This window comes from Streptomyces sp. NPDC079141, assembly GCF_040686775.1.
In the GTDB taxonomy this organism is placed as follows: domain Bacteria; phylum Actinomycetota; class Actinomycetes; order Streptomycetales; family Streptomycetaceae; genus Streptomyces.
On record NZ_JBFBLP010000014.1, the window covers coordinates 69,825 to 95,487 of the forward strand.

At 69.6% G+C, this 25,663-nt stretch carries 26 protein-coding genes and 1 pseudogene; 12 read left to right on the forward strand and 15 right to left on the reverse strand.

The genetic code is table 11. From position 1 onward, the window contains the following. Positions 1-138: 138 nt before the first annotated feature. The 5 genes from AB0Q90_RS30620 to AB0Q90_RS30640 all read left to right on the forward strand — a co-directional run bounded on the left by AB0Q90_RS30620 (position 139) and on the right by AB0Q90_RS30640 (position 5,096). Positions 139-1,074: a cellulose-binding protein gene (locus tag AB0Q90_RS30620; RefSeq protein ID WP_363163221.1), complete on the forward strand. Its 936-nt coding sequence runs from the start codon at positions 139-141 to the stop codon at positions 1,072-1,074. A gap of 85 nt (positions 1,075-1,159) precedes the next feature. Further along, the gene (locus tag AB0Q90_RS30625) at positions 1,160-2,113 is read left to right on the forward strand and encodes an ABC transporter ATP-binding protein (protein WP_363163222.1); all 954 of its coding nucleotides are present in this window, start codon (positions 1,160-1,162) and stop codon (positions 2,111-2,113) included. Between the two features lie 2 nt (positions 2,114-2,115). Beyond that, a complete protein-coding gene (locus tag AB0Q90_RS30630; RefSeq protein WP_363163223.1) occupies positions 2,116-2,886 on the forward strand; it encodes an ABC transporter permease in 771 nt (256 codons plus the stop codon). Positions 2,887-2,997: 111 nt separating this feature from the next. After that, on the forward strand, positions 2,998-4,227 hold the full coding sequence (locus tag AB0Q90_RS30635; RefSeq protein ID WP_363163224.1) for an ABC transporter ATP-binding protein: 1,230 nt from the start codon (positions 2,998-3,000) through the stop codon (positions 4,225-4,227). Continuing rightward, positions 4,224-5,096 carry an ABC transporter permease gene (locus tag AB0Q90_RS30640; protein WP_363163225.1) on the forward strand — a complete coding sequence of 291 codons (873 nt, stop codon included), beginning with the start codon at positions 4,224-4,226 and terminating at the stop codon, positions 5,094-5,096. Before AB0Q90_RS30635 ends, AB0Q90_RS30640 begins: the two co-directional genes overlap by 4 nt. Here the strand turns inward: AB0Q90_RS30640 and AB0Q90_RS30645 are convergent. Beyond that, positions 5,093-5,434 (reverse strand): ATP/GTP-binding protein, encoded by a 342-nt coding sequence (locus AB0Q90_RS30645; protein ID WP_363163226.1) that lies wholly within the window; start codon positions 5,432-5,434, stop codon positions 5,093-5,095. The two genes, AB0Q90_RS30640 and AB0Q90_RS30645, sit on opposite strands and share 4 nt — an antisense overlap. 222 nt (positions 5,435-5,656) lie before the next feature. Between AB0Q90_RS30645 and AB0Q90_RS30650 the strand changes: the two genes are divergently transcribed. Then, complete coding sequence (locus AB0Q90_RS30650) at positions 5,657-6,685, forward strand: LLM class flavin-dependent oxidoreductase (protein WP_363163227.1); 1,029 nt, start codon at positions 5,657-5,659, stop codon at positions 6,683-6,685. Between the two features lie 84 nt (positions 6,686-6,769). Here AB0Q90_RS30650 and AB0Q90_RS30655 read toward each other — a convergent pair whose 3' ends face one another. Then, positions 6,770-7,162, reverse strand: a complete 393-nt coding sequence (locus AB0Q90_RS30655; RefSeq protein ID WP_363163228.1) for an SCO5389 family protein — start codon at positions 7,160-7,162, stop codon at positions 6,770-6,772. A gap of 253 nt (positions 7,163-7,415) precedes the next feature. Here AB0Q90_RS30655 and nucS point away from each other — a divergent pair, with 253 nt between their 5' ends. Then, positions 7,416-8,087 carry an endonuclease NucS gene (nucS, locus tag AB0Q90_RS30660; RefSeq protein WP_363163229.1) on the forward strand — a complete coding sequence of 224 codons (672 nt, stop codon included), beginning with the start codon at positions 7,416-7,418 and terminating at the stop codon, positions 8,085-8,087. 70 nt (positions 8,088-8,157) lie between these two features. Here nucS and AB0Q90_RS30665 read toward each other — a convergent pair whose 3' ends face one another. The 3 genes from AB0Q90_RS30665 to AB0Q90_RS30675 all read right to left on the reverse strand — a co-directional run bounded on the left by AB0Q90_RS30665 (position 8,158) and on the right by AB0Q90_RS30675 (position 12,303). Continuing rightward, positions 8,158-10,704, reverse strand: a complete 2,547-nt coding sequence (locus tag AB0Q90_RS30665; protein WP_363163230.1) for an ATP-binding protein — start codon at positions 10,702-10,704, stop codon at positions 8,158-8,160. 268 nt (positions 10,705-10,972) lie between these two features. Next, positions 10,973-11,296: an STAS domain-containing protein gene (locus AB0Q90_RS30670; protein ID WP_007499006.1), complete on the reverse strand. Its 324-nt coding sequence runs from the start codon at positions 11,294-11,296 to the stop codon at positions 10,973-10,975. 158 nt (positions 11,297-11,454) lie between these two features. Next, positions 11,455-12,303, reverse strand: a complete 849-nt coding sequence (locus AB0Q90_RS30675) for a 3-hydroxyacyl-CoA dehydrogenase family protein (protein WP_363163231.1) — start codon at positions 12,301-12,303, stop codon at positions 11,455-11,457. 198 nt (positions 12,304-12,501) lie between these two features. Between AB0Q90_RS30675 and AB0Q90_RS30680 the strand changes: the two genes are divergently transcribed. Beyond that, positions 12,502-13,074, forward strand: a complete 573-nt coding sequence (locus AB0Q90_RS30680) for a cob(I)yrinic acid a,c-diamide adenosyltransferase (RefSeq protein WP_363163232.1) — start codon at positions 12,502-12,504, stop codon at positions 13,072-13,074. On the opposite strand, the gene AB0Q90_RS30685 is transcribed toward AB0Q90_RS30680, so the two are convergent. Next, the gene (locus AB0Q90_RS30685) at positions 13,071-13,604 is read right to left on the reverse strand and encodes a hypothetical protein (RefSeq protein WP_363163233.1); all 534 of its coding nucleotides are present in this window, start codon (positions 13,602-13,604) and stop codon (positions 13,071-13,073) included. The genes AB0Q90_RS30680 and AB0Q90_RS30685 overlap by 4 nt on opposite strands. 161 nt (positions 13,605-13,765) lie before the next feature. On the opposite strand from AB0Q90_RS30685, the pseudogene AB0Q90_RS30690 reads away from it, so the two are divergent. The 4 genes and pseudogenes from AB0Q90_RS30690 (at position 13,766) to AB0Q90_RS30705 (ending at position 17,949) form a co-directional block, all read left to right on the forward strand. Further along, positions 13,766-14,955 (forward strand): annotated as a pseudogene (locus tag AB0Q90_RS30690) (histidine kinase). After that, entirely contained in the window at positions 14,952-15,593 is a 642-nt protein-coding gene (locus AB0Q90_RS30695) for a response regulator transcription factor (RefSeq protein WP_363163234.1), read from the forward strand. The pseudogene AB0Q90_RS30690 and the gene AB0Q90_RS30695 overlap by 4 nt, the downstream one beginning before the upstream one ends. A gap of 135 nt (positions 15,594-15,728) precedes the next feature. After that, a complete protein-coding gene (locus AB0Q90_RS30700) occupies positions 15,729-17,555 on the forward strand; it encodes a glycoside hydrolase family 18 chitinase (RefSeq protein WP_363163235.1) in 1,827 nt (608 codons plus the stop codon). Between the two features lie 205 nt (positions 17,556-17,760). Next, the gene (locus AB0Q90_RS30705) at positions 17,761-17,949 is read left to right on the forward strand and encodes a hypothetical protein (protein WP_363163236.1); all 189 of its coding nucleotides are present in this window, start codon (positions 17,761-17,763) and stop codon (positions 17,947-17,949) included. Positions 17,950-17,952: 3 nt separating this feature from the next. Here AB0Q90_RS30705 and AB0Q90_RS30710 read toward each other — a convergent pair whose 3' ends face one another. From AB0Q90_RS30710 to atpB, 9 genes are all read right to left on the reverse strand, one after another. After that, a complete protein-coding gene (locus tag AB0Q90_RS30710) occupies positions 17,953-18,399 on the reverse strand; it encodes a DUF2550 domain-containing protein (protein ID WP_363163237.1) in 447 nt (148 codons plus the stop codon). A 147-nt stretch (positions 18,400-18,546) separates the two neighbouring features. Then, positions 18,547-18,921, reverse strand: coding sequence for a F0F1 ATP synthase subunit epsilon (locus tag AB0Q90_RS30715; protein WP_363163238.1), 375 nt, complete (start codon positions 18,919-18,921; stop codon positions 18,547-18,549). A 133-nt stretch (positions 18,922-19,054) separates the two neighbouring features. Next, positions 19,055-20,491, reverse strand: coding sequence for a F0F1 ATP synthase subunit beta (atpD, locus tag AB0Q90_RS30720; RefSeq protein WP_363163239.1), 1,437 nt, complete (start codon positions 20,489-20,491; stop codon positions 19,055-19,057). Continuing rightward, positions 20,491-21,408: a F0F1 ATP synthase subunit gamma gene (locus AB0Q90_RS30725; protein WP_363163240.1), complete on the reverse strand. Its 918-nt coding sequence runs from the start codon at positions 21,406-21,408 to the stop codon at positions 20,491-20,493. Before AB0Q90_RS30725 ends, atpD begins: the two co-directional genes overlap by 1 nt. A 20-nt stretch (positions 21,409-21,428) precedes the next feature. Further along, positions 21,429-23,021, reverse strand: a complete 1,593-nt coding sequence (gene atpA / locus AB0Q90_RS30730; protein ID WP_363163241.1) for a F0F1 ATP synthase subunit alpha — start codon at positions 23,019-23,021, stop codon at positions 21,429-21,431. A gap of 126 nt (positions 23,022-23,147) precedes the next feature. Then, positions 23,148-23,963, reverse strand: a complete 816-nt coding sequence (locus AB0Q90_RS30735; RefSeq protein WP_363163316.1) for a F0F1 ATP synthase subunit delta — start codon at positions 23,961-23,963, stop codon at positions 23,148-23,150. A 2-nt stretch (positions 23,964-23,965) separates the two neighbouring features. Then, a complete protein-coding gene (locus AB0Q90_RS30740) occupies positions 23,966-24,514 on the reverse strand; it encodes a F0F1 ATP synthase subunit B (RefSeq protein WP_363163243.1) in 549 nt (182 codons plus the stop codon). A 38-nt stretch (positions 24,515-24,552) separates the two neighbouring features. Then, on the reverse strand, positions 24,553-24,789 hold the full coding sequence (locus AB0Q90_RS30745) for a F0F1 ATP synthase subunit C (RefSeq protein WP_186284969.1): 237 nt from the start codon (positions 24,787-24,789) through the stop codon (positions 24,553-24,555). A gap of 76 nt (positions 24,790-24,865) precedes the next feature. Next, on the reverse strand, positions 24,866-25,636 hold the full coding sequence (gene atpB, locus AB0Q90_RS30750) for a F0F1 ATP synthase subunit A (RefSeq protein ID WP_363163317.1): 771 nt from the start codon (positions 25,634-25,636) through the stop codon (positions 24,866-24,868). Between the last annotated feature and the right edge of the window lie 27 nt (positions 25,637-25,663).

Below are 25,663 nucleotides of genomic sequence, written 5' to 3' on the forward strand. Positions count from 1 at the left end.
TTTGGCAAGCCGTCCCAAGGTTAGCCACTCAAAAGGGGTGTCATTCTCCAGATCAAACACGTATCCGCTCGATGACACACCGCTTCGGCCCCTAGGATTCCCCCTATCACCTCACCGGTCTCATTCGACAGGAACCCCATGAGCGACACTTCCCCCTACGGCTTCGAGCTTGTGCGGCGTGGGTACGACCGCGCTCAGGTGGACGAACGGATCTCCAAGCTCGTCTCCGACCGTGACAGCGCTCTCGCCCGCATCACCGCTCTGGAAAAGCGCATCGAGGAGCTCCACCTCGAAACGCAGAACGCCCAGGCCCAGGTAACCGACGCGGAGCCGTCGTACGCCGGTCTCGGCGCGCGCGTGGAGAAGATCCTCCGCCTCGCCGAGGAAGAGGCCAAGGATCTGCGCGAGGAGGCCCGTCGCGCCGCCGAGCAGCACCGCGAGCTCGCCGAGTCGGCCGCCCAGCAGGTCCGCAACGACGCAGAATCGTTCGCGGCCGAGCGCAAGGCCAAGGCGGAGGACGAGGGCGTCCGGATCGTCGAGAAGGCCAAGAGCGACGCCGCTCAGCTGCGTTCCGAGGCCCAGAAGGACGCGCAGTCCAAGCGCGAGGAGGCGGACGCCCTCTTCGAGGAGACCCGCGCCAAGGCCGCCCAGGCCGCCGCCGACTTCGAGACCAACCTGGCCAAGCGCCGCGAGCAGTCCGAGCGCGACCTGGCCTCGCGTCAGCAGAAGGCCGAGAAGCGCCTCGCGGAGATCGAGCACCGCGCGGAGCAGCTCCGCCTGGAGGCCGAGAAGCTGCGCACCGACGCCGAGCGCCGTGCCCGCCAGACGGTGGAGACCGCGCAGCGTCAGGCCGAGGACATCGTGGCCGACGCCAACGCCAAGGCCGACCGCATCCGTTCGGAATCCGAGCGCGAGCTCGCGGCGCTGACCAACCGCCGCGACTCGATCAACGCCCAGCTGACGAACGTGCGCGAGATGCTGGCGACCCTCACCGGTGCGGCCGTGGCCGCCGCGGGCACGCCGGCCGAGGACGAGCCGATCTCCCGTGGGGTGCCGGCGCAGCAGTCTCGGTAACGCCGGGGCGTACAGCCGCTGAACACCTGCAAAGCCCTCTGCCACTCCGGTGGCAGGGGGCTTTGTCCCGTTTTAGCGTGGGCGCATGATCGAGGTCGAGGGGCTGACGAAGCGGTACGGCGAGAAGGTGGCGGTCAACAACCTCACCTTCACCGTCAGACCCGGCATCGTGACCGGGTTCCTCGGTCCCAACGGGGCCGGCAAGTCGACCACCATGCGGATGATGCTCGGCCTGGACCGGCCGACGGCCGGTGACGTCCGGATCGACGGCAAGCACTACGACCGGCTGAAGGACCCGCTGACGTACATCGGGGCGCTGCTGGACGCGAAGGCCGTGCACGGCGGGCGCAGCGCCTTCAACCATCTGCTGTGTCTCGCGCAGAGCAACGGCATCCCCAAGCAGCGGGTGCACGAGGTGCTCGACACGGTCGGCCTGACGGCGGTGGCAAGGAAGAAGGCCAAGGGCTTCTCGCTCGGCATGGGCCAGCGCCTCGGCATCGCGGGCGCGCTGCTCGGCGATCCGCGGATCCTGATGTTCGACGAGCCGGTCAACGGCCTCGACCCCGAGGGCATCCACTGGATCCGCAATCTGATGAAATCGCTCGCGGCGCAGGGCCGTACGGTCTTCGTGTCCTCGCACCTGATGAGCGAGATGGCGCTGACCGCCGACCATCTCGTCGTGATCGGTCAGGGCCGGCTGCTCGCCGACACCTCCATGGCCGACTTCATCGCGCAGAACTCGCGCTCCTACGTCCGTATCCGCACCCCGCAGCGCGAGCGGCTGCTCGACGTCCTGCACGGGGCCGGGATCACGGTCGTACAGACGGGCAGCGGCACGCTGGAGGTCGACGGCGGCAAGTCCGAGCGCATCGGTGAGCTGGCCGCGCAGCACCAGCTCGTGCTGCACGAGCTGAGCCCCCAGCAGGCCTCCCTTGAGGAGGCGTTCATGCAGCTGACCGCGGAGTCGGTCGAGTACCACGCGCACACCGACGCACCGCCAGAGCCGCAGCCGTGGGGCGACGGCTGGAAGGGGAACTGAGCATGGCCACGACCCAGGTCGTCCGTTCCGAGTGGACCAAGATCAGGTCGGTGGCGTCGACGGTGTGGACGCTGTCCCTCGCGGTGGTCGTCACCATCGCCCTGGGCATGTTGATCTCGGCGCTGGCGAAGAACGAGTTCGACTCCATGAGCCGGCAGGACCGGCTCTCCTTCGACCCGACCTTCATCAGCTTCGCCGGGACGAGTCTCGGACAGCTCGCGATGATCGTGTTCGGGGTGCTGGTGGTGTCGAACGAGTACAGCACCGGCATGATCCGTACCTCGCTGGCCGCCGTGCCGCAGCGCGGTACGTTCCTGTTCAGCAAGATCGCGGTGGCCGCCGCGCTGGCCCTGGTGGTCGGCCTGGTCACCAGCTTCGCGGCCTTCTTCCTGGGCCAGGCGATGCTGGGCGAGCACAGGGCGTCGATCTCGGACCCGGGTGTACTGCGCGCGGTCATCGGCGGCGGCCTCTACATGACCCTCATCGCGATGTTCTCGATGGGCGTCGCCGCGATGCTGCGCTCGCCGATGCTGTCGCTGGGCATCCTGATGCCGTTCTTCTTCCTCGTCTCCAACATCCTCGGCAATGTCTCGGCCACCGAGAAGATCGGCCGCTATCTGCCCGACCAGGCCGGCAGCAAGATCATGCAGGTGGTCACGCCGGTGGACAACGACACCCCGTACGGCCCCTGGGGCGGCCTCGGAATCATGGCGTTGTGGGTGATCGCGGCGCTCGCGGGCGGCTATGTGGTGCTGAAGCAGAGGGACGCCTAGCCATCGGTGATTTTGCTTTGTCTTGATGGGAACCGTCAGCGCCCGGATATCCTCCTAACCCTTACGGGGGCGTGTGCCCCGCTGTCCTGAACCTTTCGATGGGTGCGGAGCATGATCGAGGCAGTCGGCCTGACCAAGCGCTACGGCGACAAGACCGCTGTGTACAACCTTTCCTTCCAGGTACGGCCGGGTTCCGTGACCGGCTTCCTGGGGCCCAACGGCTCCGGCAAGTCGACGACGATGCGGATGATCCTCGGCCTGGACAACCCGAGCGCGGGGCAGGTGACGATCGGCGGCTACCCGTACCGCAAGCTGCCGAACGCGCCCCGCCAGGTGGGCGCGCTGCTGGACGCCAAGGCTGTGCACGGCGGCCGCGCGGCCCGCAACCATCTGCTGTCCCTGGCCCAGCTGTCCGGCATCCCGGCCCGCCGGGTGGACGAGGTGCTGGGTGTCGTCGGGCTCCAGGACGTGGCACGCAGGCGTTCCAAGGGCTTCTCCCTCGGCATGGGGCAGCGCCTCGGCATCGCCGCCGCGCTGCTCGGCGACCCTCAGGTGCTGCTCTTCGACGAGCCGGTCAACGGTCTCGACCCCGAGGGCATCCTCTGGGTGCGCAACCTGATGAAATCGCTCGCCGCGGAGGGCCGTACGGTCTTCGTCTCCTCCCATCTGATGAGCGAGATGGCGCTGACCGCCGACCACCTGATCGTGATCGGGCGCGGCCAGCTGCTCGCCGACATGAGCGTGCAGGACTTCATCGCGGCGAACTCGGCCGGCTTCGCGCGGGTGCGCACGCCCGACACCGAGCCGCAGCTGCGCGAGAAGCTGTCCACGGCGCTGGCCGAGGCGGGCGGGCACGTGCTGCCCGAGCAGGACGGCGCGCTGCGGGTGACGGGGCTGCCGCTGCCGCGCATCAGCGACATCGCGCACGACTCGGACGTACGCCTGTGGGAGCTGTCGCCGCACCAGGCCTCCCTTGAGGAGGCGTACATGCGGATGACGCAGGGCGCCGTCGACTACCGCTCCACGGTCGACCAGAAGGCGGGGCTCCAGCAGCCGCTGCCGCCCGGCGCGCAGCCGCCGATGCCGGTGCCGGGGCAGGGCCAGCCCGGCTGGTACGCCCCGCCGCCGCCCCAGCAGGGCGGGCAGCCGTTCACGATGCCGCAGGGACAGCCGCCGCAGGGCCCGTACGGCGCCCCGGCCGCGCCCGGCGCCGCTCCGGCCGCGCCTCCGGCCCCGGCCGCTCCTGCCGCCGCCGAGGCGAACCCGTACGCCCAGCCTGCCGCCCCCGCTTCCGCACCCGCCCCCGCCGTCGACACGACCAAGCCCGAGGACGCCCGATGAGCACGCCCCAGCCCCCGATGCCGCAGGCCGCCGCACCGAACTGGCAGGCGGCGCCCGGCGCTTCTTACCCCGGTTACACCTCGCCGATCCCGGTCGTGCGCACGCACCTGGGGCATGCGCTCGCCTCGGAGTGGACGAAGATCAAGTCGGTGCGCTCCACGATGTGGACGCTCGGCGTGTTCGTGCTGCTCGTCGTCGGCATCGGTCTGGGCGCCGCGGCGCTGATCTCCGCCAACGCCTCCGACGCCGACCTGTCGAGCGAGAACCCGCTGTCGTTCGGCTTCTTCGGGCTGCTGCTCGGCACCATGTGCATCATCACGCTGGGCGTGCTGACCACGGCCTCGGAGTACGGCACCGGCATGATCCGGACCACGATGACCGCCTGCCCGTCCCGCGGGCGGGTGCTGGCGGCGAAGTCGATCGTGTTCTTCACGGTCGCGTTCACCGTCACGCTGCTGTCGGCGCTGCTCGTCGCCTTCGTGGACGTGTCCATGCTGAGCGGCGCCAAGGAGCCGACCGGCGAGGAATGGCTGAAGGGCACGGTCGGCATCTCGCTCTACATCGCGCTGCTCGGCCTGCTCTCGCTCGTCGTCGGCTCGATCATCCGGCACTCGGCGGGCGCGATCACCATCATGATCGGTGTGGTGCTGGCCCCGCTGGTCATCGCCCTGTTCATGTTCTCGGAGTCGCTCGCGGACCTCCAGCAGGCCCTGTTCGAGTACTCGATCCCGAACCAGCTGAGCGTCTTCTACGCCAACTCCCTCACCGAGACCGGCCCCTCGGGCTGGGACCCGCTGTGGATCATCGCCGCCGTGACGGCCGCCGCCTTCGCCGGGGCGTTCGCGCTGCTGCAACAGCGAGACGTCTAGAACTTCGGCGCGTTCCGGGACCGCTGCACCCGCGTGGTGCGGCGGTCCTTCGCGTTCCAGCAGGCCTTGTGCCAGTGGCGGCGGTCGTCGACGCCCGAGTGGTCGGGCCAGGCCACGACGTGCGGGACGCCGTCCGGGATCAGCTGGTCGCAGCCGGGGCAGCGGTACGACTTGCCCTGCGCGCTCGCGCCCGCCACGTGCCGCACGTTCCAGTCCTCGCCCTGCCAGTGCTCCGAGGACTGCCAGCCGCCGTAGCGACCGGTCCGGTCGTCCTCGGCGCTCCGGCCGGACGAGGCCGACGCACCGGTGGCCTTGGGTCGGTTGCGACGCGGGGACACGGGACACCTCACGGGGCTATACAGGAAGCAGGGGCCGTGTCCAGCCTACGCGGCGCCGGCAGGGGTACGCGTAGGGCACCAATCGCCACAAGTCCCCTTCCGATGACTCCCATTCTGCAGACAATCCGCAAATTGCTCCGTCAGGCCGTGTCCTCGGCACGTGTCAGACGGTTATGCCGGGTGGGGGAGCTCCGCGTCGGAGCCAAGGAAGCAGGAAAAGCAATGCGCGTTGGAAGTTTCGTGTTGGCGGCCCAGTTCCCGGGCCAGGGGCAGGGGGAGGCGCTGCACCGCGCGGTCCGCTCGGCCGAGGTCGCGGAAGAGGCGGGGCTCGACTCGGTCTGGCTGGCCGAGCACCACTTCGTGCCGTACGGCACCTGCCCGTCCGCGGTCACCCTGGCCGCGTTACTGCTCGGCCGCACCCGCCGGATCCGGGTCGGTACGGCGGTCAGTGTGCTGCCGACCGCCCACCCGGTGGCCCTCGGCGAGCAGGCCGCGCTGCTGCATGTGACGAGCGGCGGGCGGTTCTCGCTGGGCGTCGGGCGCGGCGGTCCGTGGGTCGATCTGGAGGTGTTCGGCTCGGGTCTGGAGGCGTACGAGCGGGGGTTCCCGGAATCACTCGATCTGCTGGTGCGCTGGCTGCGCGAACCGTCGGTCTCCGCCGACGGGGAGCGCTTCTCCTTCCGCGAGGTGCCCGTCGTCCCCAGGCCCTCGGAGTGCCTGGCGGAGACGGCCGGACCCGAGGTCGTCCTCGCGTGCACGTCCCCGAGGAGCGTGCGGCTGGCCGCCGAGCGCGGGCTGCCGATGCTGCTGGGGATGCATGTGGGCGACGAGGAGAAGGCCGAGATGGTCGCCCTGTGGCGGGAGCACGCCCGCGCCTCCGGGCGGTCGGCGGAGGAGGTCCGCACGGCCGCCCATGTGTCGGCCGGCGTCTGCCAGATCGCCGACCGGCGCACGGAGGCCGCGGAGACCCTGCTGAAGGCGATGCCGGGCTTTCTGCGGCAGGGCCTGGAGGCCCATGTGACGGTCGACGGCCGCCATCGGGCGATGCGGGACCCGCTGGCGTACACCGAACTGCTCTGCGGGCTGCACCCGGTGGGCACGCCCCGGCTGTGCGCCGACCGGCTGGCGGCGACCAGCGAGCGGACCGGCATCACCCGCTTCGCCCTGCTCGTCGAGGGCTCGGGCGAACTGGCGGCGACGGAGGAGAACGTACGGCGGCTCGGTGCCGAAGTGCTGCCGCACCTCGGCTGAACCGCCCTGCCCGGCCGGAGGCTTGCCGCCCCACTGGTCATGCACCTCCCGCGTAGGGAGCGGCAAGCAAGCGGCTCACGGGCTTCAGCAGTCCCTGAGCTCCGGGGACTGGTTCAGCAGCTGGTTGCGCACCGAGGTGAACCGGGCCAGCGTCTCGTCGACCGAGGGGTCGAGCGGGAACACCGCCACGCGGTGGCAGTTCTGGAACGCCAGCCGGACACCGAAGTGCCGCTGCAGTGCGCCGCGTATAGCGTCACTCGCGAGTGCACGCAGCAGCTGACCACGCGCCTGCTCGTCCGGCGGGGGCGTCTGGTTGTCGGCGAACTCTCCACCGTCGACCTTCAGCTGAGCCACCAGGGAGCTGATCATCTCCCATGCGTAGGGCAGGGAGGTCCGGACGCAGTCGACGAAGGCGGCTTCGTCGACCTCGCCTCGCTCGGCCTGTGCCAATAGGGCCGGTGAGACGTCGAGCGACATGAGTTCTCCTCTCGCACCCCCGAACAACAGGGGTTGCCGGACAGGGAAGGGAGTTCACGACACCGACACTCTGCGTGCACGCGCCGCGACCTCCTGTTCTCTACGGTAGGCAACGGACCGTGACGGCACCAGAAGAATGCGTACATGGGGCAGTCCCGGTAGGCGCACAATCGGCCACAACCGAACATCGGTCGTCTGTGGTTTTCCAGGGCGAATCGCGTCCACCTGTGCCCGTCGAGTAGCGTTGCCGACCATGCGTCTCGTCATTGCCCGATGCTCCGTCGACTACGCGGGCCGGCTCACCGCCCATCTCCCGTCCGCCCCCCGCCTGATCCTCGTGAAGGCGGACGGCAGCGTCTCCATTCACGCGGACGACCGGGCCTACAAGCCCCTGAACTGGATGTCGCCGCCCTGTTCCCTGAAGGAGGGCGACGGCGAGCAGAAGGACATCTGGACCGTCACCAACAAGGCGGGCGAGAAGCTCATCATCACGATGGAGGAGATCCTCCACGATTCCTCGCACGAACTGGGCGTCGATCCGGGCCTGATCAAGGACGGCGTGGAAGCACACCTTCAGGAGCTGCTCGCCGACCGCATCGAAACGCTCGGCGAGGGTTACACGTTGATCCGCCGCGAGTACATGACGGCCATCGGACCGGTCGACATCCTGTGCCGGGACGCCGAGGGCCAGACCGTGGCGGTCGAGATCAAGCGGCGCGGCGAGATCGACGGCGTGGAGCAACTCACCCGCTATCTGGAGCTGTTGAACCGCGACCCGCATCTCGCGCCGGTCCGCGGCATCTTCGCGGCCCAGGAGATCAAGCCGCAGGCCCGCGTGCTGGCGACGGACCGCGGCATCGGCTGCACGGTCCTCGACTACGACGCCCTGCGCGGCATCGAGGACGACAAGCTGCGGCTGTTCTGACCCACGGCTGTTACGGCGAAGAGGGCCGGGTCCGGTGAACGGATCCGGCCCTCTTCGTGTGGAACGGGCGTCAGATGACCTGCTCGGAGCTGCTGGGCGAGCCTTCCTCGGTCGTCGTGGGGGCGCTGGCGGAGCTGCTGGTCTCCGACGGGCCGCTGGCCGAGTCGGAGGTGCTCGGGGTGGTCTCCGTCGGCGTGTCCGTGGGCGTTTCCGTCGGGGTCTCGGTCGGCGTCTCCGTCGGCGGCTTCGAGGTCTCCGTCGGCGGCCTGGACGTCTCCGTGGGCGGCCTCGACGAGGTCGGCGGCTTGGTCGACGAGCTCGGCGGCTTCGACGGGGAGTCCGACGGGTCGCCGCCCGAGCCGCCCGTGCCGCCCGTGCCGCTCGGGTCGTCGGACGGTTCCGCCGTGTCCGTCGGCGTCGGGTCGTCGGAGGTGCCGAGCGTCCCGTCCGGTCCGGGATCCGTCGGCCGGCTCGTCGCCGTGCCGGTGTCGCCGGAGCCCTCGCCGTCCTCCGCCCGGTCGGCGCCGAGGCTGTCGTCGCCGGAGCCCTGGCTGGCGGACGGGTTGACGCCCACCTGGTCGGACGGCGGAGTGCCGTCGTTGTCGGAGGTGGCGCCGAGGGTCACCACGGTGCCGAGCACGGCCACCAGCAGCGCGCCCGCGCCGGCCGCCACCAGGTTGCGCTTGGCGAGCCCCTTGAGGCCGCCCCGCGCCTTGCGCGACGGCCCGACGCTCGCGGCTCGGTTGACCACCACGGTCGAGGTGTCCGCGGGCCGTGGGAACGCCGTCGGCACGCCGCCGGGCGGGGACTGCGACTCCTCGTGGCGCGCGGCCGGCACCTCCTCGCCGGCGGTCGCTCCGGCGCCGGTCACGATGCCGATGCCGGGGGTGTCCCCCGCACGGTCGGCGACCAGCGCCAGCGCGCGGCGGCCGGCGACGGTGCCGCGCTTGTCGGCGAGGGCGCCGCGCAGGCCGTTGGAGGCCTCCAGTTCGGCGCGGGCCCGGTCGAGCTGTCCGGCGCAGAGCGCGAGGATGCCCAACTCGTGGTGGAAATAGGCCTGTTCACCGACGTCCCCGGCGAGCCGGGAGGCCTCGGCGCCGGACCTGAGCGCCCGCTCCCAGGCGCTCCAGTGCAGCCCCGCGGCGAACGCCGGCGCCGCCGTGCGGGCGAGCGCCACCGTGGCGCTCTCCTCGTCCTCGGCGGGCGGCGTGGTGCCCGGCACGAGGACGGTGAGGGCGGCGAGCACGGCGTCCGCCTCGGCGCACACGCGCTCCGGCGTCACCGAGGGATGGCCGGCCCACCAGGCGTAGTGCTGGGCGGCGGTCAGGGTCCGGTCCTCGACGTCGTCGGTGTATCCGGCGGCCTCCAGCTGGGTCTGCACGCCGGCCGCGAGGCGGTAGCGGGCGCCGACCGGGGAGACCAGTCCGCAGGCGGCCAGCTCGCCGAGGGCGGCGTCCGCGTGGGTGTCGCCGACGAGGGCGGGCAGATGGGCCTGGTGGGGCACCTCGCCGCCGAGCGCCACGGCGAAGCGCAGGGTGGCGCGGGCGGAGGCGGTGAGCCGGGCGGCGAGCAGCGGGGCGGGCGCGGCCGCCTCACCGAGGGCCGGCAGGGGTATCTCCTCGACATCGTCGGGGTCGAAGGGCGCGTCGACGGCCGCGTCGACCGGCAGGGCGTCCTCGAAGACGCCGAACTCGTCGACGGCTCCGGCCCCGGCCCGCAGCTGGTCGCGCTGGCGCAGCAGGGCGCCGGCCTGGACGAAGCGCAGCGGCAGGCCCTCGGACTCGAACCAGAGGTCGCCGGCCCAGTTGGCCTCGTCCTCGGTGAGGGCGCGGCCGACGGCACGCTCCAGCAGGTCCAGTCCCGCGGCGCGCTCCAGGCCGCCGAGGAAGACCTCCTCCAGCGCGGAGCCGGCGGACGGGGCGGGCACGTCGGGGGTGGCGCCGATCAGGAAGGCGCACTCGGGCGTGGCGTCGAGCAGCTCGTCGAGCGCGGGCCCGCCGAACTCGATGTCGTCGATGACCACGACCGCGCCGATCTCGCGGATGCAGGCGAGCAGCTCGTCCCGTTCCGGACGGTGCAGGGGTGCGTCGTAGACGGCGTAGAAGAGGTCGTGCAGGAGGTCGTTCGCCGTGCGGTGGAAGCCGTTGAGGCGGACGACGCCGTCGGGGGCGAGGTCCGCGCAGTCCTCGGCGACGAGGTCGAGGAGGCTGGTGCGGCCCGATCCCGCGGGGCCGGTGAGGCGTACGGAGCGGCCGCGGGCGAGCAGGCGCACCAGTCGCTCGCGCTCGTCCTGGCGGGCCAGCAGAGGCAGCGTGGGGCCGCCGGGCCCGGGCGGGACGGGCGGCTTGGCCGCGCGGTCCACCTCGGCGCGGGCGGCCGGGGTGAGCTTGCCGGGCCGGGTCGGCCGTTCGCCGGGCGGGCAGGCCTCGATCTCGCTGCCGTCGACGGGGTTGACGGTGAGCAGGAAGTCGCCCGAGACGAGCTGGACGGTGCGGGCCAGTGCGGGCGCGTGCTGTCCGAAGTCGGGTGTGAGGGGGTCCCTGGGCGGGCGCTGACGTGGCGCGTCCGCGCCACCGTCCTGGCCGTACTCCTCAGGTCCCCGGTTGTTCGGGTCCATAGGTTTCAAGCCCCCCAAAAGCGTCGTGTGCCGTTTTCGGCCCCTCCCGGCCTGCTGCACACCGCGCTGTCGCTTCTGGTCCGGGCCCGCTCGAAGGGTTGTCACGCAGCGGGCGACCGAACCCTAAACCTTCGCACAGTATCTACGACAGGGCGGGGTACCGCGCCGTCCGAGACATCACAGTCTCGTGAGGATTGTGCGCGACGTGCGTTTCGCCGACGCCCGCCCGGCTCTCCCCTGTCGCCCGGTTCACACCCGAATTGCGGTGTCACACGCGCGGCAGCGACTCCACGCCGATGCCGCCCTCGATGGCGAGGATGCGGTGCAGCCGGGTGGCCACCAGCAGGCGCTGCATCTGCGGCGGTACGTCCCGCAGCACCAGTCGTCGGCCGCAGCGGCCGGCGCGCCGGTGCGCCCCCATGATCACTCCCAGTCCGGTGGCGTCCCAGGAGTCCAGCTCGGACAGGTCGAGCACGAGATCGCCGACTCCGTCGTCGACGGCCGAGTGCAGGACCGTACGGGCGTCCGCCGCGCTGCGGACGTCGAGGCGGCCCCCGACGACCAGCTCGGCGTGGTCGCCCCTGATGTGCATAGCGCTCCCCTAAGCGTGCGTCTCGTGCTCCGTGTGTGGTGTCCGGTGATGCAACCTCTGACAGTGAAAAGCAGTCAGAGGTTGCCGTCTGTAAGCGAACCGATACCGAATTCACCCCCGGGAGTGATACTCCCGGGGTCTGTGCGGTTTCAGTGCCCTCAGTGCTTGTAGAAGCCCTGCCCGCTCTTGCGACCGATGTCACCGGCGTCAACCATCCGGCGCATCAGCTCCGGCGGAGCGAACTTCTCGTCCTGGGACTCGGTGTAGATGTTGCTGGTGGCGTGCAGCAGGATGTCGACGCCCGTGAGGTCCGCCGTGGCCAGCGGGCCCATGGCGTGGCCGAAGCCCAGCTTGCAGGCGAGGTCGATGTCCTCGGCCGTGGCGACGCCCGACTCGTAGAGCTTGGCGGCCTCGACGACGAGGGCGGAGATGAGACGGGTCGTCACGAACCCGGCCACGTCCCGGTTGACGACGATGCAGGTCTTGCCGACGGACTCGGCGAACTCCCGCGCGGTGGCGAGGGTTTCGTCGCTCGTCTTGTAGCCGCGCACGAGCTCGCACAGCTGCATCATCGGGACCGGCGAGAAGAAGTGCGTGCCGACGACGCGCTCCGGGCGCTCGGTCACGGCCGCGATCTTGGTGATCGGGATCGCGGAGGTGTTGGAGGCGAGCACGGCGTCGTCGCGCACGATCTTGTCGAGCGTGCGGAAGATCTCGTGCTTGACCTCCAGCTTCTCGAAGACGGCCTCGACGACGATGTCGGCGTCGGCGACGGCGTCCAGGTCGGTGGTCGTCGTGATGCGTCCGAGGGCGGCGTCGGCGTCGTGCGCCTCCATCCGCCCCTTGCTGACGAACTTGTCGTACGAGGCCTTGATGCCGTCGGTGCCGCGCTTCAGCGCCTCGTCGGTGACGTCGCGCAGAACGACGTCCCAGCCCGCCTGGGCGGAGACCTGGGCGATGCCGGAACCCATCAAGCCGGCGCCGATGACGGCAAGCTTCCGTGCCACTGTGCGACTCCCCATTACACGCTGTTGAGATTGCCTCTCCGGCGGACCCTAGCGTCCGTGAGGGGCTGTGTGACCGGTAAGTAATGCGCGTCACGTCTCATCTGACGGACATCACACCGGCAGGGGTCATAACACGCCCCGTACGGCGTAGTTGAGCCCCTTCTCGCTCAGCGGCCGCACGCTGTCTACGCTGATCGCATGGTCAATCTGACACGCATCTACACCAGGACCGGCGACAAGGGCACCACCGCCCTGGGCGACATGAGCCGGGTCGCCAAGACGGACCTGCGGATCTCCGCGTACGCGGACGCCAACGAGGCGAACGCGGTGATCGGGACGGCGATCGCGCTGGGCAACCTGGACGAGGAGGTCGTCAAGGTTCTGACCCGCGTCCAGAACGACCTGTTCGACGTGGGCGCGGATCTGTCGACGCCGGTGGTGGAGAACCCGGAGTTCCCGCCCCTGCGGGTCGAGCAGTACTACATCGACAAGCTGGAGGCGGACTGCGACCGCTTCAACGAGCGGCTGGAGAAGCTGCGCTCGTTCATCCTGCCGGGCGGTACGGCGGGCGCCGCCCTGCTCCACCAGGCCTGCACGGTCGTACGGCGGGCGGAGCGCTCGACGTGGGCCGCGATGGAGGTGCACGGCGAGGTCATGAACCCGCTCACCGCGACCTACCTCAACCGGCTGTCGGACCTGCTCTTCATCCTGGCCCGTACGGCCAACAAGGATGTCGGGGACGTGCTCTGGGTGCCGGGCGGGGAGCGTTAGCGCTCACGCTTGGGGAACAGCGTGTAGCTGACGGCTATGACCACGTTGATGCCGATCAGCCACAGCATGCGCTGCTGCCAGGCGCGCAGGGACTCCGTCCCGCCGTCGCCGCCGACGTACCAGACCGCGGCCTGGAGCAGGGCCATGGCGACCATCGCGGCGAGGATCCAGCGGCCCGCGACCTTCCACTCGTGGACGGCGCGGGCCGTTCCGTACCTCGGTGGCCGCGCCGGTGGCGGGCCGCCCGCGAAGCGGTGGGCGAAACGGGCGTCGGCCCATCGGATCGTGGAGTGGCCGAGGCCCACGGTGAAGCCGATGTAGACGGCGGCCAGGCCGTGCTTCCAGTCGGGCTCGGCACCGTTCTTGAGGTCGATCGCGGTGACCGTGAACAGCACCAGTTCCAGCAGCGGCTCGCACAGCAGCAGGGCGAGGCCGACGCGGGGCATCCTCAGCGGGTAGCGCAAGGTCAGCCCCGCGGCCAGCAGCACCCAGAAGGCCACCTCGCAGGCGACGATCAGTCCGACGATCACGGCTCGCTCCTCACCAGGGAATCGGTCACCCTTTCAGGCTCGCGTCGGCCCGCGCCCGTTTCCTCATCGGCGCTGACGAACCCGCCGTACATCGAAAGATGCAGTCGGGGACCCTTCCCGGGCATCAGGCGCCGGGCGCCCGGCCCCTGTTGGATGGGGGTATGGCCGTACGACTCCCCCGCCCGCACCGCTTCGACGTCGTGGTCGCCGTCGCCGGGCTGCTCGGCGGGGTCGCGATGTGGGCGCTCGGCCTGCACACCTCGGGCAGCGGGGTGCTGGCGGCCGGCTGGGGGCTGATCCCGCTGACGGTGATGGCCGGCCTCGAACTGCTGCGCCGCACCAGGCCGCAGACCGCCCTGGTGGTGGGCACCTTCGCGCTCACCTTCGACATGTTCACCCCGGGCAACGCGGCGACCATCATGATGTTCACGGATCTCGCCTACTCGGCCGTGCTGTACGGCACTCCGGCCGCGGCCCGCCGCATCCCCGTCACCACCGGCCTGATCAGCATCGGTGTGACGCTCGCGTTCCTGATCTGGTGGCGCAGCCCCGAGGCGCTGCTCGTCGGGCTCGGCGCGGCCATCGTGTCCTTCGGCCCCGCCATCACCGGCGCCCTCGTCCGCCACCACCGCGACGCCGCCGAGACGGCCCGGCTGCGCGCCGAACAGACCGCGCTGCTCGCCGTGGGGGCACCTCCCATGCCCTTAAGGCAATGGGGGAGGACCGCGCCCAGGCGGTCGTCGCCGAGCGCGCCCGGATGGCCCGCGAGCTGCACGACATGGTGGCCAACCATCTCTCGGCCATCGCCATCCACTCCACCGCCGCGCTCTCCCTCGACGACCCGAAGACCTCCCGGGAGGCCCTCGGGGTGATCCGGGAGAACAGCGTGGAGGGGCTCGCCGAGATGCGGCGGCTGATCGGGATCCTGCGCGACAGCAGCGGCGACCTGGAACCGGCCGCCTCCCCGACCCTCGACGGCCTCGGCTCCCTGGTCGAGGGTGCCCGCGCCAACGGCCTCGACGTCAGCCTCGACTCCGACCACGGCCCGCTGCCCGCCCCGGTCGAGCTCGCCGCGTACCGGATCGTGCAGGAGTCCCTCACCAACGCCCTCAAGCACGCCTGCCCCGGCCGGGTCACGGTGTCGCTGGCCCGGCAGGACGGTTCCCTCAGCGTCGCGGTCACCAGCCCGTACGGCGACCGGGACGGCCCGCGGGCCCCCGGCTCCGGCGCCGGTCTGGTCGGGATGCGGGAGCGGGCCGCGCTGCTGGGCGGCACGTTCACGGCGAGCCACGGCGATGGCCTGTGGACCGTACATGCCACCCTCCCCCTCACCGAAGGAGACCCCGAATGATCCGCGTCCTGGTCGCCGAGGACCAGTCCGCCGTCCGCGCCGGTCTTGTCCTGATCCTGCGCAGCGCGCCCGACATCGAGGTGGTCGGCGAGGCGGCGGACGGGGAGCAGGCGGTGGCGCTGGCCCGGGAGCTCAGGCCCGACGTGGTGCTGATGGACGTACAGATGCCGCGCCTGGACGGGGTGTCGGCGACCGGCAGGGTGGTCGAGGAGGGGCTCGCCGACGTGCTCGTGCTGACCACCTTCGATCTCGACGAGTACGTCTTCGGGGCGCTACGGGCGGGCGCCTCCGGCTTCCTGCTGAAGAACACGGAGGCCGGGGATCTGCTGCAGGCGGTACGGACGGTCGCGGGCGGCGAGGGGATCGTCGCCCCGGCCGTCACCCGGCGCCTCATCGCCGAGTTCGCCGCCAAGCCCGTGCGGGAGCCGAAGTCCGATCCGGCGGTGCTCGACGCGCTGACCCGGCGCGAGCGCGAGGTGCTGTCGTGCCTGGGCGAGGGGTTGTCGAACGCCGCTATCGCCGGCCGTCTCGACATGGCGGAGGCAACGGTGAAGACGCATGTCAGCCGACTGCTGGGGAAGCTGGAGCTGCGCAGCCGGGTCCAAGCGGCGGTGCTGGCACAGGAGTTGGGGATCTAGGGAGCACCTGCGAACCCCTCCGCCCAACTGGTCTGGACCTATTGACCTATGGTCCAGACCTTTCTATTCTCGCGGCACCGTGGGCGTGAAGGCTCAGTCACGCCCCACCACCCCCTTCAGACAGGGAGGCGCAGCATGCGCTTCAGACACAGAGCCGCGGCAGGGTTCGCGACCCTGTTGCTCCCCTTCGCCGGTCTGGTCGCACTCGCGAGCCCCGCCCAGGCGGCCACCGAGGCCACGGCCACCTACACCAAGCCCCAGGACTGGGGCACCGGCTTCGAGGGCAAGTGGACGGTGAAGAACACCGGCACCACAACCATCAATTCCTGGACCGTCGAGTGGGACTTCCCCTCCGGCACCTCCGTCACCTCCGCCTGGGACGCCGACGTCACCTCCTCCGGCACCCACTGGACCGCCAAGAACAAGTCCTGGAACGGCACGCTCGCCCCCGGCGCCTCCGTCTCCTTCGGCTTCAACGGCACCGGCTCCGGCTCCCCCTCCAACTGCAAGCTGAACGGCGGCAGTTGTGACGGCGGCACCACGGTCCCGGGCGACGCGGCCCCGTCCGCCCCCGGCACCCCGACCGCCTCGGACATCACCAACACCTCGGTGAAGCTGAGCTGGTCCGCCGCCACCGACGACAACGGCATCAAGAACTACGACGTCCTGCGCGGCGGCACCAAGGTCGCCACCGTGACGGGCACGACGTACACGGACACCGGTCTGACCGCCGGCACCGACTACTCGTACACCGTCCAGGCCCGGGACACCGCCGACCAGACCGGCCCGGTCAGCGGCGCGGTCGCGGTGCACACCACCGGCGGCACCACGGAACCGCCCCCGACCGGTGACAAGGTCAAGCTCGGCTACTTCACCGAGTGGGGCGTCTACGGCCGCAACTACCACGTCAAGAACCTGGTGTCCTCGGGCTCCGCGTCGAAGATCACGCACATCAACTACGCGTTCGGCAACGTCAAGGACGGCAAGTGCGTCGTCGACGACACCTACGCCGCCTACGACAAGGCCTACACCGCCGACCAGTCCGTCAGCGGCACCGCCGACACCTGGGACCAGCCGCTGCGCGGCAACTTCAACCAGCTGCGCCAGCTGAAGGCCAAGTACCCGCACATCAAGGTGCTGTACTCCTTCGGCGGCTGGACCTACTCCGGCGGCTTCGCGCAGGCCGCGGCCAACCCGGCCGCCTTCGCCGCCTCCTGCAAGGCGGTCGTCGAGGACCCGCGCTGGGCCGATGTGTTCGACGGCATCGACATCGACTGGGAGTACCCGAACGCCTGCGGTCTGACCTGTGACACCTCCGGTGCCGCGGCCTTCAAGAACCTGATGCAGGGCCTGCGTTCGGAGTTCGGCAGCAACTACCTGATCACCGCCGCCATCACGGCGGACGCCTCCTCCGGCGGCAAGATCGACGCGGCCGACTACGGCGGCGCCTCGGCCTCGGTCGACTGGTACAACGTCATGACGTACGACTACTTCGGCGCCTGGGACAAGACCGGCCCCACCGCCCCACACTCGCCGCTCACCTCGTACTCCGGCATCCCGAAGGAGGGCTTCAACTCCGCCGACGCGATCGCCAAGCTCAAGGCCAAGGGCGTCCCGGCCGCCAAGCTCCTGCTCGGCATCGGCTTCTACGGCCGCGGCTGGACCGGCGTCACCCAGTCCGCCCCCGGCGGCACGGCGACCGGCCCGGCCACCGGCACCTACGAAGCGGGCATCGAGGACTACAAGGTCCTCAAGAACTCCTGCCCGGCCACCGGCACCGTCGGCGGCACGGCGTACGCCCACTGCGGCAGCAACTGGTGGTCGTACGACACCCCCGCCACCATCGGCACCAAGATGACCTGGGCCAAGAACCAGGGCCTGGGCGGCGCGTTCTTCTGGGAGTTCAGCGGCGACACCAGCAATGGCGAGCTGGTGAGCGCCATCAACAGCGGTCTGAACTGACCTCAGTTCTCCCCGCACACCAGCGCCGCGGACGGACCCCCGGGTCTGTCCGCGGCGTTCGTCCGTGCCCGCGCGCCCCCGGCGTGCGCCGATGAGGGCCGGTCGGCCCGGTGTGGCAGGCCGGAAGGCCATGGGGTTCCGGGAGCCGACCGGGAACACTTCGTATCTCGGCACGACAAGCGGAATGACTCATTCGGGGGGACGAATGAAACGCAGGATCGGCAAGCGCGCCAGGATCGGCGGGACCGTCCGGATCAGCGGGCCCAGAACAGCGTCCGCGGGGGTGTTCACCACGGCCACGGCCGCCGCCCTTCTCGCCACATGCCCGGTCAACGTCACGGTGACGGTCGCACCGGAACCCCCACCGGCCAACCCGGTGTGCGAGTGGGCGTAGGGATCAGGCCACGTTGACGCGTTGGCCTGGCGGGGCTGCCTCAAGCCACGCAAGGAAACCGGTCAGCGCGTCTTCGCTCATGGCGAGTTCCAGGCGCGTGCCCCGGTGCAGGCAGGTGAGGATGACGGCGTCGGAGAGCAGCGCCAGCTCCTCCTCGCCCTCGGGCAGCCGGCGCCCCGCGACCTCGATCGACGCGCGCTCCAGGACGCGGCGCGGGCGGGGGGCGTAGGAGAAGACGCGGTACCACTCGACGCGGTCGCCGTTGTAGCGGGCGACGCCGTAGCCCCAGCCCTTTCCGCTGGTGTCCGTTCTCTCCGGGGTGTCCCAGCGCAGAGAACAGTCGAACGTGCCGCCGGAGCGCTGGATGAGCCTTCTGCGCAGGCCGAAGACGAACAGCCCCAGCACCACTACGGCCACGACGATTCCGCACACAGTCAGAGCGAGGACCATCGACACCGACCTCCTCGTCTCCTAGGTACCTTCAATTCAGGTAACGGAACGGAAAAAACATCCATATCTGCCTCAGCCGCGGCTGGTACCGGATCACTCCGGTACCAGCCGCGGCTGAGTTACGTCATCGCGCGATCGGCGCTGATTTCAGCGCGCCGCCGCGGCACGCAGTCGGACGTCGGCGCGGCGCTCGGCGGAGGCGTCGGCCTCCGACTTCGCGCGCTCCAGCGCCCGCTCCGCACGCTGGACATCGATCTCGTCCGAAAGCTCGGCGATCTCGGCCAGCAGCGACAGCTTGTTGTCCGCGAACGAGATGAAACCGCCGTGCACCGCGGCGACGACCGTTCCACCATCACTCGTACGGATGGTCACCGGGCCCGACTCCAGCACACCGAGCAGCGGCTGGTGACCGGGCATGACGCCGATGTCGCCGGACGTGGTGCGCGCGACGACCAGGGTGGCCTCGCCGGACCAGACCTCTCGGTCGGCCGCGACCAGCGCGACGTGCAGCTCAGCAGCCAAGGGTGGCTCCTCGGGTCACCACCCGGCGGGTCTGCCGGGTGTTGGTTACAAGTCTAGTGGGCGTAAAAGAGGGGGCGGGACGCACCCGCCCCCTCAGACGTGAGCCACAGGGCTCACTTCGAACTCAGCGAGTTCAGGAGACGCCCAGCTCCTTGGCGTTGGCCTTGAGGTCCTCCAGGCCACCGCACATGAAGAACGCCTGCTCCGGGAAGTGGTCGTACTCGCCGTCGCAGATCGCGTTGAAGGCCGCGATCGACTCGTCCAGCGGAACGTCCGACCCGTCGACGCCGGTGAACTGCTTGGCGACGTGGGTGTTCTGGGACAGGAAGCGCTCCACGCGACGGGCACGGTGGACGACGAGCTTGTCCTCCTCGCCGAGCTCGTCGATACCGAGGATCGCGATGATGTCCTGGAGGTCCTTGTACTTCTGCAGGATCGTCTTGACGCGCATGGCGGCGTCGTAGTGGTCCTGCGCGATGTACCGCGGGTCCAGGATGCGGGACGTGGAGTCCAGCGGGTCCACGGCCGGGTAGATGCCCTTCTCGGAGATCGGACGGGAGAGAACCGTCGTCGCGTCGAGGTGGGCGAAGGTGGTGGCCGGGGCCGGGTCGGTCAGGTCGTCCGCGGGGACGTAGATCGCCTGCATCGAGGTGATCGAGTGACCACGGGTCGAGGTGATGCGCTCCTGGAGGAGACCCATCTCGTCGGCCAGGTTCGGCTGGTAACCCACCGCGGAGGGCATACGGCCGAGCAGGGTCGACACCTCGGAGCCCGCCTGGGTGAAGCGGAAGATGTTGTCGATGAAGAACAGCACGTCCTGCTTCTGGACGTCACGGAAGTACTCGGCCATGGTGAGGCCGGCCAGCGCGACGCGCAGACGGGTGCCCGGGGGCTCGTCCATCTGACCGAAGACAAGCGCGGTCTTGTCGATAACACCGCTGTCCGACATCTCCTCGATGAGGTCGTTGCCCTCACGGGTGCGCTCACCGACACCGGCGAACACGGAGACACCGTCGTGGTTGTTGGCGACGCGGTAGATCATCTCCTGGATGAGCACCGTCTTGCCGACACCGGCACCACCGAACAGACCGATCTTTCCACCCTTGACGTACGGGGTGAGAAGGTCGATGACCTTGACGCCGGTCTCGAACATCTCGGTCTTCGACTCAAGCTCGTCGAAGTTCGGGGCCTTGCGGTGGATCGCCCAGCGCTCACCGTCGTAGGACTCGTCGACGTTCAGCACCTCACCGAGGGTGTTGAACACCTTGCCCTTGGTGAAGTCGCCGACCGGGACGGTGATGCCCGCGCCCGTGTCGGTGACCGGGGCCTGGCGGACCAGACCGTCGGTGGGCTGCATGGAAATCGTCCGGACCAGGCCGTCACCCAGGTGCTGGGCGACCTCCAGGGTCAGGATCTTCTTCTCGCCGGCGTTGGCCGGGTCGGCCACCTCGACGTGAAGGGCGTTGTAGATGTCGGGCATCGCGTCGACGGGGAATTCCACGTCGACGACCGGGCCGATGACCCGGGCGACGCGGCCCGTGGCAGCGGCCGTCTCAACTGTCGTCGTCATTACCTGTCACTCCCCGCGCTCGCGTCGGCCAGGGCTGCGGAGCCACCGACGATCTCGCTGATTTCCTGGGTGATTTCGGCCTGGCGGGCCGCGTTGGCAAGCCGGGAGAGGTTCTCGATGAGCTCTCCGGCGTTGTCGGTCGCCGACTTCATCGCGCGCCGGGTGGCGGCGTGCTTGGAGGCGGCCGACTGGAGCAGCGCGTTGTAGATACGGCTCTCCACATAGCGCGGCAGAAGGGCGTCGAGGACGTCCTCCGCCGACGGCTCGAAGTCGTACAGCGGGAGGATCTCGCCCTTGGGCGCGGCCTCCTTGGCGACCTCGTCGAGGCTCAGCGGCAGCAGACGGTCGTCGAGCGCCGTCTGCGTCATCATCGAGACGAACTCGGTGAAGACGATGTGGAGCTCGTCCACGCCACCGTCGGCCGTGTCCTTCTCGATGGCCTCGATCAGCGGCGCCGCGACCTTCTTGGCGTCCGCGTACGTCGGCTCGTCCGTGAACCCGGTCCACGACTCCGAGACCTTGCGCTCACGGAAGTTGTAGTGCGCCAGACCACGCCGGCCGACGATGTACGTGTCGACCTGCTTGCCCTCGCGCTCCAGGCGCTCGGTGAGCTGCTCCGCCGTCTTGATGGCGTTGGAGTTGAAGGCACCGGCGAGACCACGGTCGCTCGTCAGGAGCAGCACCGCGGACCGCGTGACCGTCTCGGCCTGCGTGGTCAGCGGGTGCTTCGTGTTCGAGCCGGTACCGACCGCCGTGACCGCGCGGGTGAGCTCGGTCGCGTACGGCGTGGAGGCCGCCACCTTGCGCTGCGCCTTGACGACGCGCGAGGCGGCGATCATCTCCATCGCCTTGGTGATCTTCTTGGTCGCGGTGACGGTTTTGATGCGACGCTTGTAGACCCGGAGCTGCGCTCCCATGAGTCAGGTCCCTTCCGTCGTCACTTGCCGGCGGCGGCCGGGGCGTCCTCGCCGAGAAGCTTGCCGTCCGAGGTCTCGAACTGCTTCTTGAAGTCGGCGATCGCGTCGGCAACAGCGGTGAGGGTGTCGTCCGACAGCTTGCCGCCCTCGCGGATGGAGGTCATGAGGCCCTGCTCCTTGCGGTGCAGGTACTCCAGGAGCTCCTTCTCGAAGCGACGGATGTCGGCGACCGGGACATCGTCCATCTTGCCGGTGGTGCCGGCCCAGACGGAGACGACCTGGTCCTCGGTGGACATCGGCTGGTACTGAGCCTGCTTCAGCAGCTCGACCATGCGCTGACCGCGCTCCAGCTGCGCCTTCGACGCGGCGTCCAGGTCGGAACCGAAGGCGGCGAAGGCCTCCAGCTCACGGAACTGGGCGAGGTCCACGCGGAGACGACCGGAAACCTGCTTCATCGCCTTGTGCTGCGCGGAACCACCGACTCGGGAGACGGAGATACCGACGTTCAGCGCGGGGCGCTGACCGGCGTTGAACAGGTCCGACTCCAGGAAGCACTGGCCGTCGGTGATGGAGATGACGTTGGTCGGGATGAACGCCGACACGTCGTTGGCCTTGGTCTCGACGATCGGCAGACCGGTCATCGAGCCGGCGCCCATGTCGTCGGAGAGCTTGGCGCAGCGCTCCAGCAGACGGGAGTGCAGGTAGAAGACGTCACCCGGGTAGGCCTCACGGCCCGGCGGGCGGCGCAGCAGCAGCGACACGGCGCGGTAGGCGTCGGCCTGCTTCGACAGGTCGTCGAAGATGATCAGGACGTGCTTGCCCTCGTACATCCACTGCTGGCCGATGGCCGAGCCGGTGTACGGCGCCAGGTACTTGAAGCCGGCCGGGTCGGACGCCGGGGCGGCGACGATGGTCGTGTACTCCAGCGCGCCGTTCTCCTCCAGCGAGCGGCGAACCGACGCGATGGTGGAGCCCTTCTGACCGATGGCGACGTAGATGCAGCGGACCTGCTTGTTCGGGTCGCCGGTGCGCCAGTTGTCACGCTGGTTGATGATCGTGTCGACGGCCAGGGCGGTCTTGCCGGTCTGGCGGTCACCGATGACCAGCTGACGCTGGCCACGGCCGATCGGGGTCATCGCGTCGACGGCCTTGTAGCCGGTCTCCATCGGCTCGTGCACCGACTTGCGCTGCATGACCGTGGGGGCCTGCAGCTCCAGCGCACGACGACCGGACGTCTCGATCTCGCCGAGGCCGTCGATCGGGTTGCCGAGCGGGTCGACGACACGGCCGAGGTAGCCCTCGCCGACGGCCACGGAGAGGACCTCACCGGTACGGGTGACCGGCTGACCCTCCTCGATGCCGCTGAACTCACCGAGGACGATGGCACCGATCTCGCGCTCCTCAAGGTTGAGGGCGAGGCCGAGGGTGCCGTCCTCGAACTTCAGCAGTTCGTTGGCCATGGCCGAGGGAAGACCCTCGACCTTCGCGATGCCGTCGCCGGCAAGGGTGACCGTACCGACCTCCTCGCGCGAGGCCGCGTCCGGCTTGTACGACTGGACGAAGTTCTCCAGCGCGTCCCGGATCTCCTCCGGCCGGATCGTGAGCTCCGCCATCTGGGTTCCCTGCTCTCCTTGTTGGGCCCGAAGTTTCACTTTGGGGGTCTGGGGGCGACCCCCAGGATTCTTCTGTACGGCCCAACCAGGGCCGTCGAAAGTACGTACTACGTATTGAGTTACTGCTCAGCCCGCCAGGCGGCGGCCGGCTTCCTCGATGCGGTCGGCGAGGGAGCCGTTGATGACCTCGTCACCGACCTGCACCCGGATCCCGCCGACGACCGTGGAGTCGACGTCGAGGTTGAGATGCATCTGACGGCCGTAGAGCTTCGCCAGTGCGGCGCCGAGGCGCTGCTTCTGGCCGTCACTCAGCGGCACCGCCGAGGTGACGACGGCGACCATGCGGTCCCGGCGGTCGGCGGCGAGCTTGGACAGGGACTCCAGTCCCGACTCCAGGCTACGTCCACGCGGCGCGTTCACAAGGCGCGTCACCAGACGCTCGGTGGCCGCATCCGCCCGGCCGCCGAGCAGGCTGCGCAGCAGCTCGCCCTTGGCCGAGGTGGGCGCCGAGCGGTTGGTCAGCGCGGCGCGCAGCTCGGTGTTCGAAGAGACGATCCGGCCGAACCGGAACAGCTCGTCCTCGACGTTGTCGAGCGTGCCCGCACGCTGCGCGGCGGTGAGGTCGGCGGTGTTCGCCAGCTCCTCAAGGGCGTCGACCAGGTCGCGCGACTGCGACCAGCGGGAGCGGACCATGCCGGCCAGCAGGTCCACGGCCTCGCCGCCGACCTGGCCACCGAGCAGGCGCTGGGCCAGCTCGGCCTTGGCCTCACCGGCCTGCGCCGGGTCGGTGAGGACCCGACGCAGCGACACCTCGCGGTCGAGCAGCGCGGTCACGGCCGCCAGCTCGTCGGCGAGCTGCGCCGCGTCCACGGACGTGTTGTCCGTCAGCGCGTCGAGACGCTCTCGTGCGGCTGCCAGGGCCTCGCGGCTCGCTCCGTGCATCGTCATCGAGCCGCCTCGGCCTTCTCCTCAAGCTCGTCGAGGAAGCGGTCGATGACGCGGCTCTGCCGGGCGTGGTCCTCAAGGGACTCGCCGACGAGCTTGCCGGCCAGGTCGGTGGCGAGCTTGCCGACGTCCTGACGCAGCGCGGAGGAAGCAGCCTTGCGGTCGGCCTCGATCTGGGAGTGACCCGCGGCGACGATCTCCTCGCGCTGGCGCTGGCCCTCCGCACGCATCTCGGCGATGAGCGCGGCGCCCTGCTCCTGCGCCTCCTGGCGCAGACGCGCGGCTTCGTGCCGGGCCTCGGCGAGCTGTGCCTTGTACTGCTCAAGGACGCTCTGGGCCTCGACCTTCATGGCCTCGGCCTCTTCGATACCGCCTTCGATCGCCGCGCGGCGCTCCTCCAGAACCTTGTTGATGTTCGGGAGCAGCTTCTTCCAGAAGAAGAAGAACACGATGGCGAAGGCGATGGTGCCGACGAGCAGCTCGGGGCCCGGAGGAACGAGCGGGCTCTGCTCTTCCTCGGCCGCCAGCTGTACCAGGTTGGCGATCACATCAGTGCCTTTCGTCGATTCGTGTCAGTAAGGGTTGATCACTTACCGAACACGAACGGCATAACGATGCCGATGAGGGCGAGCGCCTCACAGAAGGCGAAGCCCAGGATCTGGTTGGCGCGGATCAGACCGGCAGCCTCGGGCTGGCGGGCGAGGGCCTGCGTGCCGTTACCGAAGATGATGCCGACGCCGACGCCGGGGCCGATGGCGGCGAGACCGTAGCCGATGGAACCGAGGGAACCGGAGACCTCAGCGGCAAGCTGCACAGCGGACATGCTGTAACTTCCTTCTCTTTGCGGACCGGTGGGGGTTGGCCACCGGACGACTTGGGGGTTTACGGGCGGGCGGTGCTCAGTGGTGCTCGGCGAGAGCGCCCTGGATGTACGAGCAGGCAAGGAGCACGAAGACGTACGCCTGGACCGCCTGCACGAAAAGCTCGAAGAGGATCATGATGATGGTCATCACGAACGAGACACCGGCCGCCGGGATCATCCAGCTGTTCAGCAGGTACCAGGAGGCGACGGTGAACATGACCAGCATCAGGTGGCCGGCGAACATGTTCGCGAAGAGTCGCACCGCGTGCGTGAACGGCCGGACCAGGACGTTCGAGAAGAACTCGATGACGACCACGAGCGGCAGCACCGCGCCGAGCGACTTGTCGTAGCCGGTGAGGTTCTTGAGACCGCCGACGAAGCCGTGCTTCTTGAACGTCAGCGACATCCACACGATGTAGACGACGGCCGCGAGGACGATCGGGTACGCGATGATCGACGACACCGGGAACTGTGCCAGCGGAATCACGGACCAGATGTTCATGATCCAGATGAAGAAGAACAGCGAGACCATCAGGGGGACGTACTTCTCGCCCTCCTTCTTGCCGAGGGTCTCGTAGACGATGCCGCGGCGCACGAAGTCGTAACCGGCCTCGCCGACCATCTGCAGCTTGCCCGGAACCACCTTGGCCTTGCCGAACGCAGCCCAGAAGAGGCTGGTGACAAGAAGGGTGGTGATGAGCGCGAGCAGCATCACCTTGTTGAACTCGAACCCGCCAACCGTGGCGATCGGCTCGAAGAGGAACGAGTGCAGGCCCGGAGCCGGAAAACCACACCCGTTGTCGGACATGATCCGACAGCTCCAGTCAAAGGCGAG

What these genes read in the sequence shown, in the direction of transcription:
- AB0Q90_RS30620 (WP_363163221.1), top strand. Translation starts at nt 139, where the DNA reads ATGAGCGACACTTCCCCCTACGGCTTCGAGCTTGTGCGGCGTGGGTAC.
- nucS (WP_363163229.1), top strand. Translation starts at nt 7,416, where the DNA reads ATGCGTCTCGTCATTGCCCGATGCTCCGTCGACTACGCGGGCCGGCTC.
- AB0Q90_RS30705 (WP_363163236.1), top strand. Translation starts at nt 17,761, where the DNA reads ATGAAACGCAGGATCGGCAAGCGCGCCAGGATCGGCGGGACCGTCCGG.
- AB0Q90_RS30650 (WP_363163227.1), top strand. Translation starts at nt 5,657, where the DNA reads ATGCGCGTTGGAAGTTTCGTGTTGGCGGCCCAGTTCCCGGGCCAGGGG.
- AB0Q90_RS30665 (WP_363163230.1), bottom strand. Translation starts at nt 10,704, where the DNA reads ATGGACCCGAACAACCGGGGACCTGAGGAGTACGGCCAGGACGGTGGC.
- AB0Q90_RS30640 (WP_363163225.1), top strand. Translation starts at nt 4,224, where the DNA reads ATGAGCACGCCCCAGCCCCCGATGCCGCAGGCCGCCGCACCGAACTGG.
- AB0Q90_RS30700 (WP_363163235.1), top strand. Translation starts at nt 15,729, where the DNA reads ATGCGCTTCAGACACAGAGCCGCGGCAGGGTTCGCGACCCTGTTGCTC.
- AB0Q90_RS30635 (WP_363163224.1), top strand. Translation starts at nt 2,998, where the DNA reads ATGATCGAGGCAGTCGGCCTGACCAAGCGCTACGGCGACAAGACCGCT.
- atpA (WP_363163241.1), bottom strand. Translation starts at nt 23,021, where the DNA reads ATGGCGGAGCTCACGATCCGGCCGGAGGAGATCCGGGACGCGCTGGAG.
- AB0Q90_RS30680 (WP_363163232.1), top strand. Translation starts at nt 12,502, where the DNA reads ATGGTCAATCTGACACGCATCTACACCAGGACCGGCGACAAGGGCACC.
- AB0Q90_RS30630 (WP_363163223.1), top strand. Translation starts at nt 2,116, where the DNA reads ATGGCCACGACCCAGGTCGTCCGTTCCGAGTGGACCAAGATCAGGTCG.
- AB0Q90_RS30745 (WP_186284969.1), bottom strand. Translation starts at nt 24,789, where the DNA reads ATGTCCGCTGTGCAGCTTGCCGCTGAGGTCTCCGGTTCCCTCGGTTCC.
- AB0Q90_RS30670 (WP_007499006.1), bottom strand. Translation starts at nt 11,296, where the DNA reads ATGCACATCAGGGGCGACCACGCCGAGCTGGTCGTCGGGGGCCGCCTC.
- atpD (WP_363163239.1), bottom strand. Translation starts at nt 20,491, where the DNA reads ATGACGACGACAGTTGAGACGGCCGCTGCCACGGGCCGCGTCGCCCGG.
- AB0Q90_RS30655 (WP_363163228.1), bottom strand. Translation starts at nt 7,162, where the DNA reads ATGTCGCTCGACGTCTCACCGGCCCTATTGGCACAGGCCGAGCGAGGC.
- AB0Q90_RS30710 (WP_363163237.1), bottom strand. Translation starts at nt 18,399, where the DNA reads ATGGTCCTCGCTCTGACTGTGTGCGGAATCGTCGTGGCCGTAGTGGTG.
- AB0Q90_RS30625 (WP_363163222.1), top strand. Translation starts at nt 1,160, where the DNA reads ATGATCGAGGTCGAGGGGCTGACGAAGCGGTACGGCGAGAAGGTGGCG.
- AB0Q90_RS30725 (WP_363163240.1), bottom strand. Translation starts at nt 21,408, where the DNA reads ATGGGAGCGCAGCTCCGGGTCTACAAGCGTCGCATCAAAACCGTCACC.
- atpB (WP_363163317.1), bottom strand. Translation starts at nt 25,636, where the DNA reads ATGTCCGACAACGGGTGTGGTTTTCCGGCTCCGGGCCTGCACTCGTTC.
- AB0Q90_RS30735 (WP_363163316.1), bottom strand. Translation starts at nt 23,963, where the DNA reads ATGCACGGAGCGAGCCGCGAGGCCCTGGCAGCCGCACGAGAGCGTCTC.
- AB0Q90_RS30695 (WP_363163234.1), top strand. Translation starts at nt 14,952, where the DNA reads ATGATCCGCGTCCTGGTCGCCGAGGACCAGTCCGCCGTCCGCGCCGGT.